This window comes from Halomonas alkaliantarctica, from assembly GCF_029854215.1.
In the GTDB taxonomy this organism is placed as follows: domain Bacteria; phylum Pseudomonadota; class Gammaproteobacteria; order Pseudomonadales; family Halomonadaceae; genus Vreelandella; species Vreelandella alkaliantarctica_A.
Genome location: NZ_CP122961.1, coordinates 2800609 through 2818407, shown reverse-complemented (window position 1 = coordinate 2818407; position 17799 = coordinate 2800609). Strand labels below are relative to the sequence as shown.

Annotated in this window: 15 protein-coding genes; 9 read left to right on the top strand and 6 right to left on the bottom strand. The window is 55.7% G+C overall.

All coding sequences use genetic code 11. From position 1 onward, the window contains the following. Positions 1 to 12: 12 nt before the first annotated feature. Entirely contained in the window at positions 13 to 954 is a 942-nt protein-coding gene (locus tag QEN58_RS12865) for a LysR family transcriptional regulator (protein ID WP_280104031.1), read from the top strand. 11 nt (positions 955 to 965) lie between these two features. Here the strand turns inward: QEN58_RS12865 and QEN58_RS12860 are convergent, their stop codons facing one another. Next, positions 966 to 1502 carry a lipocalin family protein gene (locus tag QEN58_RS12860; RefSeq protein WP_280104030.1) on the bottom strand — a complete coding sequence of 179 codons (537 nt, stop codon included), beginning with the start codon at positions 1500 to 1502 and terminating at the stop codon, positions 966 to 968. Positions 1503 to 1664: 162 nt separating this feature from the next. Between QEN58_RS12860 and QEN58_RS12855 the strand changes: the two genes are divergently transcribed. Further along, a complete protein-coding gene (locus tag QEN58_RS12855) occupies positions 1665 to 2093 on the top strand; it encodes a secondary thiamine-phosphate synthase enzyme YjbQ (protein WP_280104029.1) in 429 nt (142 codons plus the stop codon). A gap of 75 nt (positions 2094 to 2168) precedes the next feature. Beyond that, positions 2169 to 4415, top strand: a complete 2247-nt coding sequence (locus tag QEN58_RS12850) for a glycosyltransferase (protein WP_280104028.1) — start codon at positions 2169 to 2171, stop codon at positions 4413 to 4415. Here the strand turns inward: QEN58_RS12850 and QEN58_RS12845 are convergent. From QEN58_RS12845 to QEN58_RS12835, 3 genes are all read right to left on the bottom strand, one after another. Continuing rightward, positions 4397 to 5101, bottom strand: coding sequence for a TVP38/TMEM64 family protein (locus QEN58_RS12845; protein WP_280104027.1), 705 nt, complete (start codon positions 5099 to 5101; stop codon positions 4397 to 4399). The genes QEN58_RS12850 and QEN58_RS12845 overlap by 19 nt on opposite strands. Before the next feature lie 98 nt (positions 5102 to 5199). Continuing rightward, complete coding sequence (locus tag QEN58_RS12840; protein WP_280104026.1) at positions 5200 to 6138, bottom strand: ABC transporter substrate-binding protein; 939 nt, start codon at positions 6136 to 6138, stop codon at positions 5200 to 5202. Positions 6139 to 6199: 61 nt separating this feature from the next. Further along, a complete protein-coding gene (locus QEN58_RS12835) occupies positions 6200 to 7381 on the bottom strand; it encodes a TauD/TfdA family dioxygenase (protein WP_280104025.1) in 1182 nt (393 codons plus the stop codon). Positions 7382 to 7519: 138 nt separating this feature from the next. Between QEN58_RS12835 and QEN58_RS12830 the strand changes: the two genes are divergently transcribed. From QEN58_RS12830 to QEN58_RS12820, 3 genes are all read left to right on the top strand, one after another. Then, complete coding sequence (locus QEN58_RS12830; RefSeq protein ID WP_280104024.1) at positions 7520 to 8386, top strand: LysR substrate-binding domain-containing protein; 867 nt, start codon at positions 7520 to 7522, stop codon at positions 8384 to 8386. A 181-nt stretch (positions 8387 to 8567) separates the two neighbouring features. Next, entirely contained in the window at positions 8568 to 9176 is a 609-nt protein-coding gene (locus QEN58_RS12825) for an FMN-dependent NADH-azoreductase (protein ID WP_280104023.1), read from the top strand. A 41-nt stretch (positions 9177 to 9217) separates the two neighbouring features. Then, entirely contained in the window at positions 9218 to 9517 is a 300-nt protein-coding gene (locus tag QEN58_RS12820; RefSeq protein ID WP_280104022.1) for an MGMT family protein, read from the top strand. A gap of 76 nt (positions 9518 to 9593) precedes the next feature. On the opposite strand, the gene QEN58_RS12815 is transcribed toward QEN58_RS12820, so the two are convergent. Together QEN58_RS12815 and QEN58_RS12810 are read right to left on the bottom strand one after the other, a co-directional pair. Then, entirely contained in the window at positions 9594 to 11162 is a 1569-nt protein-coding gene (locus QEN58_RS12815) for a bifunctional GNAT family N-acetyltransferase/carbon-nitrogen hydrolase family protein (protein WP_027960135.1), read from the bottom strand. 42 nt (positions 11163 to 11204) lie between these two features. Continuing rightward, positions 11205 to 12119: a DMT family transporter gene (locus QEN58_RS12810; RefSeq protein ID WP_280104021.1), complete on the bottom strand. Its 915-nt coding sequence runs from the start codon at positions 12117 to 12119 to the stop codon at positions 11205 to 11207. Between the two features lie 181 nt (positions 12120 to 12300). Between QEN58_RS12810 and QEN58_RS12805 the strand changes: the two genes are divergently transcribed. The 3 genes from QEN58_RS12805 to QEN58_RS12795 all read left to right on the top strand — a co-directional run bounded on the left by QEN58_RS12805 (position 12301) and on the right by QEN58_RS12795 (position 17761). Next, a complete protein-coding gene (locus tag QEN58_RS12805) occupies positions 12301 to 14322 on the top strand; it encodes an NADPH-dependent 2,4-dienoyl-CoA reductase (RefSeq protein ID WP_280104020.1) in 2022 nt (673 codons plus the stop codon). 172 nt (positions 14323 to 14494) lie between these two features. Continuing rightward, positions 14495 to 15541, top strand: a complete 1047-nt coding sequence (locus tag QEN58_RS12800) for a threonine aldolase family protein (RefSeq protein WP_280104019.1) — start codon at positions 14495 to 14497, stop codon at positions 15539 to 15541. A 297-nt stretch (positions 15542 to 15838) separates the two neighbouring features. Then, complete coding sequence (locus QEN58_RS12795) at positions 15839 to 17761, top strand: PrkA family serine protein kinase (RefSeq protein WP_280104018.1); 1923 nt, start codon at positions 15839 to 15841, stop codon at positions 17759 to 17761. Positions 17762 to 17799: the final 38 nt, after the last annotated feature.

Below are 17799 nucleotides of genomic sequence, written 5' to 3'. Positions count from 1 at the left end.
CTAAGGAGAGAAATGGCTCACTTGGATGATTTGGCGTTTTTTCAGCACTTGGCGCGGGCGGGAAGCCTCACCGCGACGGCTCGCGAGCTGGGGCTATCGCTCTCGGCGGTAAGCAAACGGCTAAAACAGTTGGAGGCGCGCCTGGGCGTAGAGCTGGCTGCTCGCACTACGCGGCGGTTGACGCTGACCGCCGAGGGCGAGCGCTATTTGGCTCGTGGTGTGCTGATTTTAGATGAGCTGGAGGAGCTGGAGAATTCACTGGGTGAGGGCGCGAATCAAGCGCTTAGCGGCCGTTTGCGGGTAAACGCCACGTTTGGCTTCGGGCGTCGCCATATTGCGCCGCTGCTATCGCGCTTTTGTGCCGATCACCCCGAGGTGGAAGGGTGGTTGGAGTTAACCAATTTTCCGCTCAATTTGAGCGATCACGGCTTTGATATTGGCATTCGCGTGGGCGAACCACCGGAATCCCGCTTGGTCGCTCGGCGTATTCTGGCCAATCGACGGGTGCTGTGTGCATCACCTGATTACATTGCCCAGGCGGCACCTCTGCAAGTGCCGGCAGATTTACAGCAGCACGCCTGTTTGGTGATTCGCGAGAACGACAGTGATTTCCCGCTTTGGCGCTTTGAACAAATCGCCCAGCCTGCCAAAGGACTGCCTGGGCAGACACAGTCTATAAAGGTTAGTGGTCGATTAGCCAGCAACGATGGCGAGGTCATTACCCGCCTGGCCTTGGACGGTCACGGGGTCATGCTGCGCTCCTGGTGGGACGTTAATGAGCACCTGGCCAGTGGCGCATTGGTAGCGCTGTTGCCAGGCTGGCAGGGGGTGCGGGCAGACTTCTATGCAGTGTTCGAGCAACGGCGCCATGTGCCCGCCCGGCTGCGCGCTTTTATTGATTATGTTCAGCGCGAAATGCCGGGGCGGGTGCCGATATGGCCGGAAGGGAGCTAATCAAAAGCTACTTATCGGCTAGGGCAAGCCTCGCCTTGGTTAACATCAATCAGCTCTTCAGTAGCGAAATCCAGCTCGGCTGCCCGCTGGCGCAGACGCTCTTCTGTCGCACTATCCATTTCCGCAGTGCGTGAAAGTATCCACAGGTAGTCGCGGTTAGGGCCTGCCACTAACGCCCATTGATACTCCTCATCCAGCTCGAGGACGTTATAGCCGCCGTAAAAGGGGCCAAAGAAGCTTACCTTTAAGCGTCCAACGCTTTCATCGTCAATAAAGTAGGCGCGGCCTTCAGCCTCATCCCATTCTTGCTCTTCAAGGTTGTAACCACGGTTGATCACTCGCACACCACCGTCATCGCGCAGGCTGTACGTAGCGGTCACGCAATCAAGGCCACGTTCAAAGGAGTGGTCCAGACGGGCAATTTCGAACCACTGGCCCAGGTAGCGGTCTAGCTCAAAGCCTGAGACTGGCTGAGTGCCATCCGGAATGCCAGTGCAGCCGGTGAGTAAAGCCATACTGACGACACTGCTTCCTAGCAGGGTTTTCATTAACGCGCTCCTTGGCGATGAACTATGGGGGGATAAATTATGGTGGCGATGAACCATAGGCGATGGACTAGGATAAGTACTATTGGTGGCTATTTTGCCATACAAAAAGAGCATGCTGGTGATGAAGTGTTTCCAGTTGCATAACAAATAAAGGTGGTGTTTATGTGGTGCCAACAAGAGATCCATTTGCCTGAAATGGCGCGCGGCTTTCATTTGATAACACATGATGTAGCGCGAGCCTTGCCGTGTTTAAGCGACTGCCATATTGGCCTGCTGCACTTACAGCTGATGCACACCTCTGCCTCGTTAACGCTCAATGAGAACACTGATCCGGATGTCCGCCACGATTTAGATGCATTTCTGCGTCGACTGGTGCCCGAAGACTTGCCCTATTTCCGCCATACCCTGGAAGGCCCCGACGATATGCCGGCCCATGTGGCCGCCAGCCTGCTGGGTACACAGCTAACGCTGGCGGTGCGCGATGGACGTTTGGCCTTAGGTACTTGGCAGGGTATTTGGCTGGGTGAACACCGCCATCAGGCGGGGCCACGCCGATTACTGGCCACCTTGAACGGGTGTGAAGCGCGCTAACCAGGGGCGCCACCTCGACTTAGCGTTGCTGTATAGTGGCAGGTATCCATTTCTATCATTGAAAAGCGCTTTTAAATGCCACGACGCTCCTTTCTTCGCCTTTCCCGCCAGCGCTGGTTGCGGCTGTTCTTCTATCTTAATCTCGCCCTGGTGGTTGGGCTGATTGCCCATCAAATTTGGTTGTATGTGGCAGAGCCAAAATTTGAGTCCGTGCATACCCTTGAAGTGGCTGATATTCGCGAGACATTGAGGGAGCGAACCGACTACCGATTTGCGGTGGTGGGCAATATCAATAACTCAGTGACCGTGTTTCAAGATGAGATCGTGCCACTCATCAATCAGGGCGGCATCGACTTTTTGATTTCCGCGGGAAATGCCGTGAATGGAGGGCGACAGGAGAGCTACCAGGCCATCTATCAGAGTCTGGAGCAGCTCAATGTTCCTTATTTACTCACCTACGGTGAAAACGAAGATAGTGATTTTGGTAGTTACCTGTTTTATGAATATTTTGGCCCACATTTTTACTCCTTTGTAGCGGGGAATAGCCACTTTATCTTTCTTGACGGTACCGGCAAATCCTCCACCTCTTGGCAGCTTGATTGGTTATCTCGGGAGCTCACGGCCTCAGAAGCACAGCATAAATTTTTGTTTGTTGGCTTGCCGTTGCACAACGTCGTGAACGACGCGCCATTGTTTGAAGCAAACAATTACCTTAATGACCCCCGCTTAGCCGATGGCATTATGGCGCTGGCGGAGGAGCATGCTGTTGATACCGTATTTTCCGCCAACTTAACGCTCTTTTCCCAGCAGACGATTAACGGCGTGGATTACGTGACCACCGGAGGCGCGGGGGGCATCCTCATCGATGCCGATAGCAGCTTTCATCACTATGTCATCGTCGATGTAGAGGGCGAGAATGTTGCCATTGCCCCCGTGCGTTTAAACGTAGATAGCCCCGGCTGGTGGCGGATGTTGAGTAGCGTGGCTTCCACGGTGTATGCGTTTTTCTACGTCAGCTATACGCGGTTTTTGCTGATTGTAGGTGTGTTGACGCTGCTCGCGCTGCGCTTACATCGGCTGATTTTCGAAGACCGCGACTACTACCCCGATTTCGATATTGACCCGACGCCTTTTCTGGATAAGTCGCTGCGGGTGGCGATGGTATCCAATAACTACTTCCCGTTTGTTTCCGGGGTGTCGGTGTCGGTGGATCGCCTGTGCAATGGCTTACGCGATCTAGGCCATGCCATCCAGCTGTTAGTGCCGCGCTATCGAGAAGCGTGGCAAGACGACAGCTCTATCAAGCGCATCCCTACGCTGATGGCATTTGGTCAAAAGGGTGAATTCCGGTTAACCAACCCGTTCAGTGTTCGTTTTCGCCGCTGCCTACGGGCATTCAAACCGGATCTTATTCACGTTCACCACCCTTTCTGGCTAGGCTCCATGGGGCTGTTTATGGGGCGTCGGCTTCAGGTGCCCGTGATTTACACCTATCACACCCGCCTGGAGCACTATGCCCACTTCGTGCCATTGCCCGGCGCGCTGTTTCGCAATCTGATCTCGCACTACCTGATCAAACGCTTTTCTAACCGCTGCCAAGGGGTGATTGTGCCCACCCACTCCGCCGAGGAGTATCTACGCATGATTGGGGTGAAAACGCCTACGCTGGTGCAGCCGACAGGGATAGATGTCGCGCGTTTTTCCCACGTTGAAGAGAGTGAGCTGGCGGCGTTGCGCGAGCAATTAGGTGTCGACCCTTCCAGTAAAATATTGGTCAGCGTCTCGCGGATTAGCAAAGAGAAAAACATCGGCTTTATGCTGGAAGCCCTCGCCGAGCTTAAGGCACAGGGGCACGATGATCTTCATCTGCTACTGATTGGCGATGGGCCGGATCGCGAGGCGATTCAAACCCGGATCGACACTTTGAAACTAACCTCGCAGGCAACCTTGGTGGGCGCGGTACCGCCTGACCGGATGGCGCTTTATTACCACCTAGGCGATGTGTTTGTGTTTGCCTCCACATCGGAAACCCAGGGCATGGTGATTCTTGAGGCGATGTCAGCGGGATTGCCGGTGGTGGCGGTGCGCTCCAGCGGGATTGATGACGTAGTGCGCCAGGGGGTAAACGGTTTCAAAACGCCGCAAAATCGTCAGGCGTGGGGGCAGAAGGTCGTGGCGTTGAAAGATAATGCAGAGCTACGCCAGCAGTTGGGTAAGCAGGCCAGCCACTTTGCCGAGGAGTTTGATATTAAGAACTTTGCCTCAGCGGTGGCAACTTTTTACGCGGAAGTGTTGGCTAAATATCACTCGCCTTCGCGGTGAGGCTGCTTTTTCGAAGCTTGGCGCCGGTTGGCATAGCGTTTGAGACCTATTAAAAGGCCAACTCCGGCGGTGAGCCCAACGCCCGCAAGGATGAGATCTTTTGATGAGGCCGCGGTAAACAGCGCGCCTAACTGGCTGCCCAATAAAATCACCGCTGCCAGCCCAGGCACGATGCCCAGGGTGGAGCCGATCATATAGTCGCGAAACTTAAGGTGAAAAGCGCCCGCCAGCATATTGGTGAGCGTGAATGGGGCGAGCGGCAGCAGGTTAATCACCGTCATTGTCCGGATACCACGTCGAGACAAGTAGCCGGAGAGACCGCGCAGATGGCGTCCGCCGTAGCGCATAAGCGCCTCGCGGCCAAGCCAGCGGCCTACCCAATAAGACACAATCGATGAGGTCAATGTACCCAGGGTGGCGTACGCCAGCCCCCATGTCGGGCCAAACAGTAAGCCTGTCACTACTACCAGTAGGCTAAGCGGAAACATCACCAGCAGGGCGCTGGCGTAAGTGGCCATGACCGCGGCAAACATCCAGGGCGCGGTACGCCACTGGCGAATGTAATCGATAAACTCGGCAAGGCGCGCCTGGGTCAGCAGGTCGTAGCGCTGTAGCAAATGCCACATAATGCCGAGAAGCACGACGACTACCAGCAGGCCAACGCCTTTGCTCAATGTCCGCGACATGCCCACTCCCATCGGCTAAAAAAGCGCTAGCATACGCTAGCCGTCCGATGGGATGAAGGTGCTTTTTACGCTAAGCGCACTAGCTCATCAACGTTTGATTAGTTGTTGAGCTGGGCTTCAATGACCGGCCAGGCAGGGTCACCGTCGGTGGTCGTGACGTCCGCGAGCATGGCTTCAATGCGCTCTGGGTGGTCGTTGATCCACTGTTCGGCGACGTCGGCAAGGTCTTGCTCTTCCTGTCCAAACGCCTGAATCATCCAGCTCTGCTCTTCGGCAGAGAAAGTAAACTGCTCAAAGAAGGTCACGACGTTGGGGTTGGCTTCAGCGTAGTCACTGCGCAGCAGCGTTAGCACATCGCTTTCACCATTGTTCTCACCGAACAGGTCTTCAGGATCTTCCAGGTAGCGCATGGGCAGTTCAAGGTTCATCCAGTGGGGCGTCCAGCCTACCCAGACGATTGGCTCTTGCCGAGAGATCGCATCACGTGCAGCGGAAAGCATGCCCACTTCACTGGTATCGACGACTTGCCAGTCACCTAATCCCCAGGTGTCGTTATCAATAGCGTTGTGGAGAATTTCGCTGGCAGCGGAGCCCGCACCGAAGCCATAGATTTCACCTTCGAACTGGTCGCGGTTTGCGTCTAAATCAGCAAAGCTTTGAATGCCGCTCTCATACAGATATTCCGGCACTGCCAGGGTCATTTGCGCACCATCGACGTTATTCGCCACATCAATGAGTACACCCGACTCCTTGCGGGGATCGAACATCTCAAGCTGGGCAGGCAGCCAGGCGCCTAAGAAGGCGTCGATATCACCGCTTTCGATCCCTTGGTAAATCACCTGCAGGCCGATTTCCTGGGTGCTGGTTTCGTAGCCCAGCGGGTTCAATAGCTGCTCGGCAATAGCGCTTTTTACCGTAATGCCGGGCCAGGCGGGCACACCAAAATCAAGGGTTTGGTCATCGGCTTGGGCTGCTGATGCGAATAGCGCGGTGGTAGCGAGAGCAATGCCAGAGGCGAGAGGTTTAAGATGTGTCATACGATCTCCTTGCTAGGTTTTTGTCAGATAGGTGTTGTTGTTAGATAGGACGAGTGCCGCGTTAATCGTTGCGGGCTAGCACGCGAAGGCGTGAAGCCAGCATATCGCGGTCTAAATAGGTGCCCTGCAGGTGGCGTGCGCCGCTGTTGGGATCGAACTCGCGCCGTCCGTGAAGTACGCGGCGGTTATCAAAAGCGACCATCTGCCCAGGGCGAAGCGTGAACTCCAACTGGTGCGCTTCGCTGTGAAATAGCTTCCACAGTAGCGAGTAGGCGCTGTACCAGGCGTCCATCTGCTCAACCGGCAGGTGCAGGGCATCGCGAATCCAGTTGTTCAAGCGCATCTCGACCAGATTGCCTGCACTATCCAGAGTGATCACCGGCGCCCGCATAGAAATATCGTGGGTTTCATCCTGAAAGCGAAAATCAATCGGCGTCTCGCTGAGAATGGCAAGCGCCGCCGGATCTTGCTGGCGCAAAGCTTCCACAACACGCGCTCCATCGGCGAACAGCGACTCACCGCCGCTGGCGCCGTTTTGCAGGCAGTAGAGCAACTGAATGTCTGGCGGTTGGCGCCAGTTGGGCAGATCGATATGCAGCGGCAAACCCACGGCGGTATACGCCGCGTTATTGGGATTGGGTTTGGAGCGCACATCGAAACGGGCGCCAAAATTGGTGGCGCGCAGGGGCCCAATACGTTCAGCCAAGCGGCTCACTTCCTCTTCTACCAATGGGCCGTCGGTAATCAGTGCCAGTCCGTCGCGTAACATGGCGGTTAGCCAGGCTTTTTCGCCCTGCGGTGTTAGAAAATCGCTGTGGCGGATGCGCTCGGGAGTGAAGTGGTCGACCCATGGCTGAGTATCGGGTACCGCAGACGCCAGCTTGGCTTCCGGGCGGCGCTGATAAAGCCAGCCGCTATGAAAGGCGCTGACATGACCGTCCTGCCAGGTCAGGTGTAAATGTCCATCCTGTAGCGCAACGCTGGGTGGCTCTGTGATGGGGTCAAGCGGCAGGTAGAGTCTTTCGCGGGTCTGCGGATGACGGCAGGCCGGACAGGCGCAATGGTCGCGCAGCCAAAGCAGGGGTAGGGTGGTTTGTTGACCGTCTTGCCACTCAAGGCCAACGCCATTGTGGACAAGCATCGCTTGAGTGAGTACCGGGCCCGCTTGATAAGGACTTAATTCGCCCATCTCAGGGGCGTGGGAATGAGGTGTCGTGGGTGTGGTCTGTGCTGCGCTATTCATTAAAACTCCGATTCGCTCCCTTAGTGGCATTCTATAAGGGGTGTGCGTTGATGCTGTCTAGGATGCGGAGTAGCAACGGCAGTGACAAACGATTAATCTGACCCCTAAGACATCATTTAATTTATAGGTCACTTTTTCATGAGTCAGCTCCCGCCTTTATTATGGCTGCAGGCGTTTGAATCTGCGGCGCGCACCTTGAGTTTTACCGCCGCAGGCAATGAGCTGGGCGTTACCCAAGCGGCTATCAGCCAACGCGTCAGGCTGTTGGAAGATCGTGTGGGGCAGAAGCTCTTTGTGCGCCATGCCCGCAGCTTGACGCTCACTCCCGCCGGGCAGGCGTGGCTGCCGAGTATTCACGATGCCTTTGCGCGTATCAGTGAGGGCACCCTGGAGGTCTTTGGCAGCACTTCTGAGCAGCCGGTGACGCTGCGTGCCACGCCGGTTATCCAGCAGACGTGGCTGGCGCCGCGTTTAATTGCCTTCCACCGGGCTCACCCCCAGGTGGCGATTCGCGTAGTGAGTGCTATCTGGCCCGATGACTTTGGCCCCGAAGGCGCAGATATCGAGATTCGCTATGGCAAAGGGGAGTGGACGGGCGTTGAAATGCAGCCGCTAGGTGAAGAGCAACTGTTGCCTGTTTGCTCGCAGGCAGTGGCGGAGACGTTAACTGCGCCGAGCGATCTGGCTGGGCATACGCTGCTGCACGCCGTCGGTTTTGGCGTGGGGTGGCCGGGGTGGCTGCAGGAAGCAGGTGTTGCTCACCTGGAAGCGCAGTGCTGGTCGCTCACTTGCGATAACCAGGTGATGACGCTGGCGCTCGCTAGCCAGAGTGGGGGGGTCGCGCTAACCCACCGCCGCTTAATGGAGCAACGTAACGATTTAGTGGCGCCTTTTGAGCTCAGTGTGCTCAGCGATGAACGCTTCTGGCTGGTGCGCCCTAGCCGACGCCACGTTAGCGAAGATGCCGCGCTGGTGTGGAGTTGGCTACATAATTCTATGGGGTAAAGGTCCAGGGCTTGAAGCGTATTGGCGTGAGCCGCGTTGCTCACCATCAGAATAGAGCAGATGTTATTCCCAATTTGATTCGATTTAATCGAATACAAATCGGAAAACATTGCGCTTTTGCTTATCGGAAAGCGCCGTAGAATAGCCTCCAATCCTTCCCTATACGATTTTGGTGCTTTCAATGACGACTCGTGCTCTGGTTATTACCTCTTCTATTCTGGCTGAAAACGGCCAATCCAATGCGCTGGCTAATCGCTTTGTCGAGCAGGCGAGCGCCCGCAACGATATCGACGTTACCCAGCGTGATGTGGTGAAAAACTCGCTTCCCCACCTGGATATTAGCGAACTGGGTACCTGGCAAGTGGCGGCCGCAGAGCGTACCGCCGAGCAGCAGGCGTTAGCCGCGCGCTCGGACGAACTGCTGGCTGAGCTGCGCGCCAATGATGTGCTGGTGATTGCGGTGCCGATGTACAACCTGGGTATTCCTTCACAGCTGAAGGCGTGGTTTGACCGTATTCTGCGTGCCGGTGAAACGTTCCGCTATACCGAAAACGGCCCGCAAGGGTTGGTGGAAGGCAAGCGAGCGATTATTCTGGCAGCGCGCGGTGGTCAGTACGCAGGCACCGAAATGGATAGCCAAACGCCGCACCTCAAAGCCATGCTGGGTCTGATGGGAATTAAAGATACCCATGTGGTCTATGCTGAAGGCTTGAATATGGGCGAGCAGCAGCGCGAAGCCGCCATCAAAGAAGCTTTCCAGGCGATTGATCAACTGGTTGAGGGGCTATAATCACGCCCATAAGTGTTCTCAAGGAATAAAAGGATAATCACATGGCTCGGCCGGAATTACTCGAACAGATCTACACCATTGTCGATCAGATTCCGCCGGGTCGGGTGACGACCTATGGCCGCATTGCCGCCATGACCGAAGGCGCCACCCCACGCATGGTAGGTTCGGCGATGCGTCACCTGCCAGATGGCCACCAGTTGCCATGGCATCGCGTGATTGCATCGTCGTTGAAGCTTGCCGATCACGGCGGCGCCGAGCGCCAACATCGTAAGTTGCGTGATGAGGGTATTCTGTTTGATGGCAAAGGCCGCGTGCCTGCGCACCTCGTTTGGCCTGATTAAGCTATATAAAACGCTTATAGAAACAAAAACGCCGCCCAATTGGGCGGCGTTTTTAATTTACCTTACATCTAACACTTCAATCTTCCAGATTGGCACCCGATTTCCACGACCAGTCGCGCCAGCGTAGATCAAACAGATCCTTGCGGCGGTCTTTAAGGTTGGTCACCGAACCTTCGGCACGTACTACCGTTAGACGGGTGAGATCCAAGTCCGAGAAGAAGATCATCTCGGTATTGGGCGTGGTTTCCGCCAGCACCGCGTCGTGGGGGAAGGCGAAATCGGAAGGGGAGAACACAGCCGATTGAGCGTACTGGATATCCAGGTTTTCAATCGAAGGCAGGTTGCCGACGCTGCCGCAGAGCACCACGTAGCACTCATTTTCGATTGCCCTTGCCTGGCTGCAATGGCGCACGCGCAGGTAACCGTTTTTAGTGTCAGTCCAGAATGGCACAAACAGAATGTCCATATCCTGGTCGGCCAGCAGTCGGCCAAGTTCCGGAAACTCCACGTCGTAGCAGATCAAGATGCCTACGCGGCCAGCGTCTGTATCGAACACCTGTAGCTCGTCTCCACCTTCAATTACCCAGTCGCGGCGCTCTTGAGGCGTAATGTGCAGCTTGGCCTGGCGCTCAACGGTGCCGTCGCGGTGGAACAGGTAGGCGATGTTGTAGAGTCGGTCATCGTCGCCCACTTCAATCATCGAGCCGCCTACAATATTGATATTGTAGGAGACCGCCATCCGCGAGAGTTCAGACTTAAAGCGCTCGGTAAAACCGGCCAAAAAGCGAATCGCGCCCATTTGATCCTGCTGAGCAGCGCGATCCTGAAGGCCCATCAACGGTGCGTTGAACAGCTCTGGGAAAACGGCAAAGTCGCTCTGGTAGTCGGAGAGCGCATCTACGAAGTACTCGATCTGCTGAAGCGCAGCTTCAACCGACGAAAACTCACGCATCTGCCACTGCACCGCCCCCACCCGTACTTGGGTCGGTTTGTTGTCGAGCACGCTGGCAGCGGGCTCAAACAGAATGTTGTTCCACTCCAGCAGGGTGGCGTAACCTCGTGACTGCTCATCTTCCGGCAGATATTTGCGCAGTAGGCGCTTTACCTGGAAGTCATTGGCCTGCTGGAAAGAGAGAATCGGATCGTAGATCTCTTTACGCGAAACTTTATCAATGTATTGAGCCGGGGTGAGCTCATCGGCGTGCTGGTGGTACTCAGGAATGCGTCCACCGGCTAGAATCGCCCGCAGGTTCATTGAGCGGCACAGCTCTTTACGCGCTTCGTAAAGGCGGCGGCCCAGGCGATAACCGCGGTAATCCGGGTGAATCAGTACATCCAGCCCGTACATAGCGTCACCATCCTCGTCGTTGAGGATGATCTCGCGATGGCCGATCAGGTCATCGTACTTATGCGGGTTGGAGAATTCGTCGTAATCCACCTGGACGGTGAGCGCTACGCCCACCAGAAGGCCATCGTCTTCAATAGCGATTTGGCCGTCGGGAAATTCCTGGATTAGTTTGTCGATGGTGCGCTTCGGCCATGCTCCGCCGATATCGTGATAGACGGCGTCCATCAATGCCTTGAGCTGATCGTAGTCATCGCTCATTAGGTTGCGCAGATTAAGATGCAGTTCTTCCAGGGACATATCAGGGCTTCCCAGCGTTAGAAATCGACAGCCATTCTAGCATTATCGGGCGCTGCTCGGCTTATCCGAGGTTAAACCGCGTGTTAACGGGCGTGTCAGCGTTTGCGCCATAATGACCCCAGCCAGAATCAGCAGCCCGCCGGTAAAGTGGAACCCTGCCACTTGTTCACCCAAGAAGGCCATTGCAATCAGTGCGCTAAATAGCGGCATTAAGTTGATGAAAATGCTCGATTGATTGGCACCGATCTGGCGCACTGCGCGCATCCATAAAAAGGTGGTGATGATCGAAGCAGGAATGCCTGCGTAGACAATCAGGCCGATATTCTGGCCATCGATAGGCGTCATTGGCCCCATCAAATAAGGCGGTAACAACAACAGCACCGCAAAACAGACTTGGGCGTAAAGCATCACCCAGGGCGGTAAATTCATCGACCAGCGCTTGAGCATCACTCCATATAGCGCGTAGCAAGTGGCGGCTACCACCATTAGCGCATCACCGAGGGCAACCTCTAGCTGAAGCAGCGAGAGCGGATTGCCGCGCCCTAATAGAACGGTCACCCCCACGAAGGCCAGTACGCCACCCACAATGCCACCCACGGTCGGTGGCTCGCGTAGAATCAGCGCGCTAAGCAGTACCGTTAGCAACGGCACCATGGCGGCGAGAATGCCCATATTGGTAGCGGTCGTTGTCTCCGCCGCCACATAGGCTAGCCCTTGCCATAGGCCCATGCCCAGTAGCCCTAGCAGCGCCAGCTTAGGCCACTGGCGGCGGATTTCGTCACGGTGGCGTAATGCTGCAGGCAGTACAAACGGGGTCATCACGGCGAGGGCGAGCAGCCAGCGTAGAAAAGCGATGCTGCTTGGTGCGATGGCGCCTACGCTAAGCTGATTAATGGTCATATTGCCCGACCAGATAAGCACGGTGGTGAGCGGCGGCAAAAAATACATCAATGGCATGACAACGGTTCCTTATCGTTAGCCGGTTAATGTGACGCGGATTCGCACGCTGGGCAAGAGAGCAGACCGGCAAGCCTAGCAATATTCAGATAGGTAAAGGTCTGTACGTTGCGGCAAGTATGTCATACGCTTGTTTGAATGTTTTTTGACAGTGTTACTAATAATACCAAGGAGTACCGTGATGACTCGCGCGCCCGCCTATCCGCATCTTTTCCGCCCGTTGACCATTGGCCATTTAACGCTGCCCAACCGCGTATTGATGGGCTCGATGCATACCAACTTGGAAGAGGCGCCCAACGGCTTTGAACGTCTAGCCGCCTTCTATGCCGAGCGGGCGCGGGAAGGGGTTAGCCTGATCGTCACCGGGGGGATTGCCCCCAATGCGGAAGGCGCCGTATTCCAGGGCGCTCACGCGCTCGTTGATGAGGCACAGCTGCCAGAACACCGCCAGGTGGTAGACGCGGTACATGCTGAAGGCGGTCATCTGTGCATGCAAATTCTTCACGCCGGGCGCTACGCCTATTCGCCGGAGTTGGTAGCGCCTTCGGCTATTCAGGCGCCGATCAATCCCTTTATGCCTCGAGCACTCGCTAGCGATGAGGTTGAGCAACAAATTGCTGACTACGTTCGCTGCGCAAGTTTAGCCCAACAGGCGGGCTACGATGGCGTTGAGATCATGGGTTCAGAAGGCTACCTGATCAATCAGTTTATCTGCCAGCGTACCAACCAGCGTGATGATGAGTGGGGCGGGGCGTTTGAAAACCGTATGCGCTTTGCGGTCGAGATTGTGCGCCGTGTTCGCGCAGCGGTGGGTGAACGTTTTGTGCTTATCTTCCGTCTCTCGATGATTGATTTGGTCGAAGAGGGCAGTACCTGGGAGGAGGTCGTCACCCTGGGCCAAGCGATCGAAGCTGCCGGGGCGAACGTGATCAACACCGGTATCGGTTGGCACGAAGCGCGGGTGCCCACCATTGTGACCAGCGTCCCCCGGGCCGCTTTTACCGAGGTGACCCGGCGGATCAAATCAGCGCTGTCGATCCCGCTGATTACCACCAACCGTATCAATATGCCTGAGGTAGCCGAGCGCGTACTGGCGGCGGGCCATGCGGATATGGTCTCCATGGCGCGGCCTTTCCTGGCGGATCCCGCCTGGATTCGCAAAGCCGAAGAGGGCCTGGCGGAAGAGATCAATACCTGCATTGCCTGTAATCAGGCCTGCCTGGATCACACTTTTGCCGGAAAGCTGACTTCCTGTTTGGTCAACCCTCGTGCCTGTCATGAAACCGAGCTGGTGATTGAGCCTGCGCAAACCCCTAAACGCGTCGCTGTGGTGGGCGGCGGGCCAGCGGGGCTGGCCACAGCTGTCACGGCGGCTAGTCGTGGGCATAACGTGGTGCTGTTTGAGCAGCGCAGTGAGCTGGGCGGGCAGTTTAACTACGCGCGTAAGATTCCTGGCAAAGAGGAGTTTAACGAAACCCTGCGCTACTACCGGGTGATGCTGGAGAAACATGCGGTAGACGTACGTCTAAACACTGCGGCAAGCGCAGAAACCCTCGCCGACTTCGATGAGGTGGTCATGGCCACCGGCGTTCAGCCACGGGAACTCAATCTTCCAGGTCACGACCACGGAAAGGTGCTGAGCTATGCCGAGGCGATTGAATCCCCCGAGCGCGTTGGACGTAAAGTGGCGGTGATTGGCGCGGGAGGTATTGGTTTTGACGTTTCCGAACTGCTGGCGCATCAAGGTCATCCTGCGTTGGACATTGCCGAATGGTGCGACGAGTGGGGCGTTGATTTGGCGGTCGGCGAGCGGGGCGGTTTAAAAGCGCCGACGGCGCCCGTGGTTCCCCGCGAAATTGTCATGCTCCAGCGTAAAACCTCCAAGCCCGGCAAGTACCTGGGGAAAACCACCGGCTGGGTTCACCGCGCATCGCTTAAGCAGCGGGGGGTGAAAACCCTCACCGGCTGCGAATATCTCAAAATCGACGACCATGGACTGCATATTCGCCGCGATGGCGTTGACCAGATACTCGCCGTAGACAGCGTGGTGGTGTGCGCCGGGCAGGAGTCAGTGCGTGATCTGTTAGCGCCTCTGGAGCGTTCGCGAGCGGCGGTACATATAATCGGTGGCGCGGATGAAGCCAGCGAGCTGGATGCCAAGCGCGCCATTGAGCAGGGCACGCGATTGGCGGCGAGTTTGTAAAAAAGAGCGCTAGGACAGGTTGATAAGTAAGCGCTTAAAAGCACGGGTGACGTTAGCCCATAAATGGGGATAGACTAAATGGCTAATCTAGCTATTAAGAATAGCTAGACATTAAAGGCGCGAGTGGCACCCAGCTCGCGCTGATCGATCGCCAGATAAAAGGACTGTCGTCATGACCTCGGAGTGTAGCCCGCGTTTTTTAGCCAGTGATAACACCTCCGGTATCTGCCCGGAGGCGATGGAATATCTGCTAGAAGCCAATCGTTGCGATGATTTGGCTTACGGTAACGATCTCTGGACAGCCCGCGCCGCGGATCGCTTTCGCGAGATGTTTGACTACGACTGCGATGTCTTCTTCGTTTTCAACGGCACTGCCGCCAACTCACTGGCGCTCTCTGCAATGGGACGCAGCTACCACAGCGTTATTTGTCACGAGCTGGCGCATATCGAAACCGACGAGTGCGGCGGTCCCGAGTTCTTCTCCAACGGTGCAAAGCTGCTGACCTCACCGGGTGCCGACGGCAAGCTGACACCAGAAGGCATCGAGGCGCTGGTCACCAAGCGCAGCGATATTCACTATCCAAAACCGAAAGTGGTGTCGCTCACACAAGCCACCGAAGTGGGCACGCTCTACTCTCGTGAAGAGCTCATGGCGATTCGTGCCATTGCCGATAAACATGACCTGCGCCTGCATATGGACGGCGCCCGCTTTGCCAATGCCTGTGCCAGCCTAAACGCCACCCCAGCCGAACTTACCTGGCAGGTCGGCGTGGACGCACTGTGTTTTTCGGGTACCAAAAACGGCTTAGCGTTTGGTGAAGCGATCCTGTTCTTTAACCGTGAATTAGCCGAAGATTTTTCCTACCGCTGCAAGCAGGCGGGACAGCTCGCTTCTAAAATGCGCTTTGTATCTGCCCCGTGGTTAGGATTATTAGAAAGCGGCGCCTGGTTAACCAACGCACAGCACGCCAACGAGATGGCGCGCTATCTATCGGAAGGGCTGCAGACGCTACCCGGCGTATCGCTTATGTTCCCTACCCAGGCCAATAGTGTGTTCGTTGAATTACCACCCCAGGCTATTGAAGCGTTGAAAGCCAGAGGCTGGACCTTCTATACCTTTATTGGCGCCGGTGGCGCTCGTTTCGTATGTGCCTGGAACACCACCGTTGAACTGTTAGATGCCTTATTGGCCGATATGCGCGCGGTACTTGAGCGTTAAAGGCGCTAGTTCTCCCCCTTTTTTGCCGCTGCACTAGGCACCTCCGAACTAGTGACGCCGCTGCCTAGCGCAGCGGCGTTGCTGTTTTGGCCCTTTGCGTTTATTTGAGATACCCAGATTAACGCAACTATTCGTATGAATAATTTTCTTACCTATATCGCTGCTGCGTTGAAGGTTTTAGTCATCACTTTTTGCTAATGCTGACTACGCTAAAAAAAGCGACACCTCGTTTGGCACGCCGTTGCGAAACATTTGGCTTGACGGTGACTGCCTGGGGATGGGCCACAGGAGAGTTCCATGAGCATCTTTGATCACGTTCAAGACCGTTTTTCCCGCGTTCAGCAAGAGGACATGAGCCTTGAGGAGTACTTGGCGCTTTGTCGCCGTGATCCGAAGGTTTATGCCAGCGCCGCCGAGCGTATGCTGGAAGCCATAGGCGAGCCTGAAGTGATCGACACGGCGAAAGACCCGCGTCTATCACGTATTTTTTCCAATAAAGTGATTCGTCGCTATCCAGCCTTTGCCGAGTTTCACGGCATGGAGGAGGCCATTGAGCAAATCGTCTCCTACTTCCGCCATGCGGCCCAAGGGCTTGAAGAGCGCAAACAGATTCTCTATCTGCTTGGCCCTGTGGGCGGCGGTAAATCGTCGCTGGCAGAGCGACTTAAGCTGCTAATGGAGCGGATTCCGTTCTATGCCATTAAAGGCTCGCCGGTCTATGAGTCGCCGCTTGGCTTGTTCTCGCCCGAAGAGGACGGCGAACTGCTCGAAAAAGAGTACGGCATTCCACAACGCTATTTGCGCAGCGTCATGTCGCCCTGGGCGGCGAAGCGGCTGAAAGAGTACGGCGGCGATATCTCCCAGTTCCGGGTAGTGCGTTTGTACCCATCACGGCTTAACCAGATCGCTATTTCCAAAACCGAGCCGGGTGATGAGAACAACCAGGATATCTCGTCGCTGGTGGGTAAAGTCGATATCCGCCAATTGGAGCTCTACTCCCAGGATGACCCGGATGCCTACAGCTTCTCCGGCGGTTTATGCCGTGCCAACCAGGGGCTGATGGAGTTTGTAGAGATGTTTAAAGCGCCGATCAAGGTGCTGCATCCACTGCTTACCGCGACCCAAGAGGGCAACTATAACCCCACCGAAGGCATGGGGGCGATTCCCTTTGATGGCGTGATTCTGGCCCACTCCAACGAGTCGGAGTGGCAGGCATTTCGCAATAACCGCAATAACGAAGCGTTTCTTGATCGGGTCTATATCGTCAAAGTGCCTTATTGCCTGCGGGTTACTGAAGAGATCAAAATCTATCAAAAGCTGCTTGAGGACTCATCGCTTAACGCCGCGCCCTGCGCACCGGACACGCTGCGCATGCTGGCCCAGTTCTCGGTACTGTCACGGCTAAAAGCGCCGGAAAACTCCAACATCTACTCTAAAATGCGCGTCTACGACGGTGAGAATCTGAAAGACACCGACCCTCGCGCTAAGTCGATTCAGGAGTACCGCGACGCCGCAGGCGTGGATGAGGGCATGCAGGGGCTCTCCACACGCTTTGCGTTCAAGATTCTTTCCAAGGTATTTAACTTCGACAGCACCGAGGTGGCTGCTAACCCGGTTCATTTACTTTATGTACTGGAACAGGCGTTGGAGCGCGAGCAGTTGCCATCGGAAGTGTTTGAGCGCTACTTGGGCTTTATCAAAGAGTATATGGCGCCTCGCTACGTGGACTTTATTGGTAAGGAGATTCAGACCGCTTACCTCGAATCCTACAGTGAGTACGGCCAAAACATCTTTGACCGCTACGTGACCTACGCGGATTTCTGGATTCAGGATCAGGAGTACCGCGATCACGAAACCGGCGAGCTGCTCAACCGCCAGTCGCTCAACGAAGAGCTGGAGAAAATCGAAAAACCGGCGGGCATTTCAAACCCCAAAGACTTCCGCCACGAGGTGGTCAATTTTGTGCTGCGGGCGCGGGCGCAAAACAACGGTATGAACCCGAGCTGGCAGTCCTATGAAAAGCTCAAGGGCGTTATTGAACACAAAATGTTCGCCAATACCGAAGAGCTGTTGCCAGTGATTTCGTTCAATGCCAAGGCTTCCCGATCGGATCAGAAAAAGCACGAAGACTTTGTGGCGCGGATGGTCGACCGCGGCTACACCGAAAAACAGGTGCGGTTGCTATCCGAGTGGTATCTGCGCGTGCGCAAGTCCCAGTAACGGGTGGCGTGCTTAGGATGGGTGTCTAAGGAGGTCGT

Coding starts and splice junctions, on each gene's coding strand:
- QEN58_RS12795 (WP_280104018.1), top strand. CDS start 15,839: ATGAGCATCTTTGATCACGTTCAAGACCGTTTTTCCCGCGTTCAGCAA.
- QEN58_RS12865 (WP_280104031.1), top strand. CDS start 13: ATGGCTCACTTGGATGATTTGGCGTTTTTTCAGCACTTGGCGCGGGCG.
- QEN58_RS12810 (WP_280104021.1), bottom strand. CDS start 12,119: ATGCCATTGATGTATTTTTTGCCGCCGCTCACCACCGTGCTTATCTGG.
- QEN58_RS12840 (WP_280104026.1), bottom strand. CDS start 6,138: ATGACACATCTTAAACCTCTCGCCTCTGGCATTGCTCTCGCTACCACC.
- QEN58_RS12860 (WP_280104030.1), bottom strand. CDS start 1,502: ATGAAAACCCTGCTAGGAAGCAGTGTCGTCAGTATGGCTTTACTCACC.
- QEN58_RS12855 (WP_280104029.1), top strand. CDS start 1,665: ATGTGGTGCCAACAAGAGATCCATTTGCCTGAAATGGCGCGCGGCTTT.
- QEN58_RS12850 (WP_280104028.1), top strand. CDS start 2,169: ATGCCACGACGCTCCTTTCTTCGCCTTTCCCGCCAGCGCTGGTTGCGG.
- QEN58_RS12825 (WP_280104023.1), top strand. CDS start 8,568: ATGACGACTCGTGCTCTGGTTATTACCTCTTCTATTCTGGCTGAAAAC.
- QEN58_RS12800 (WP_280104019.1), top strand. CDS start 14,495: ATGACCTCGGAGTGTAGCCCGCGTTTTTTAGCCAGTGATAACACCTCC.
- QEN58_RS12835 (WP_280104025.1), bottom strand. CDS start 7,381: ATGAATAGCGCAGCACAGACCACACCCACGACACCTCATTCCCACGCC.
- QEN58_RS12830 (WP_280104024.1), top strand. CDS start 7,520: ATGAGTCAGCTCCCGCCTTTATTATGGCTGCAGGCGTTTGAATCTGCG.
- QEN58_RS12805 (WP_280104020.1), top strand. CDS start 12,301: ATGACTCGCGCGCCCGCCTATCCGCATCTTTTCCGCCCGTTGACCATT.
- QEN58_RS12845 (WP_280104027.1), bottom strand. CDS start 5,101: ATGTCGCGGACATTGAGCAAAGGCGTTGGCCTGCTGGTAGTCGTCGTG.
- QEN58_RS12815 (WP_027960135.1), bottom strand. CDS start 11,162: ATGTCCCTGGAAGAACTGCATCTTAATCTGCGCAACCTAATGAGCGAT.
- QEN58_RS12820 (WP_280104022.1), top strand. CDS start 9,218: ATGGCTCGGCCGGAATTACTCGAACAGATCTACACCATTGTCGATCAG.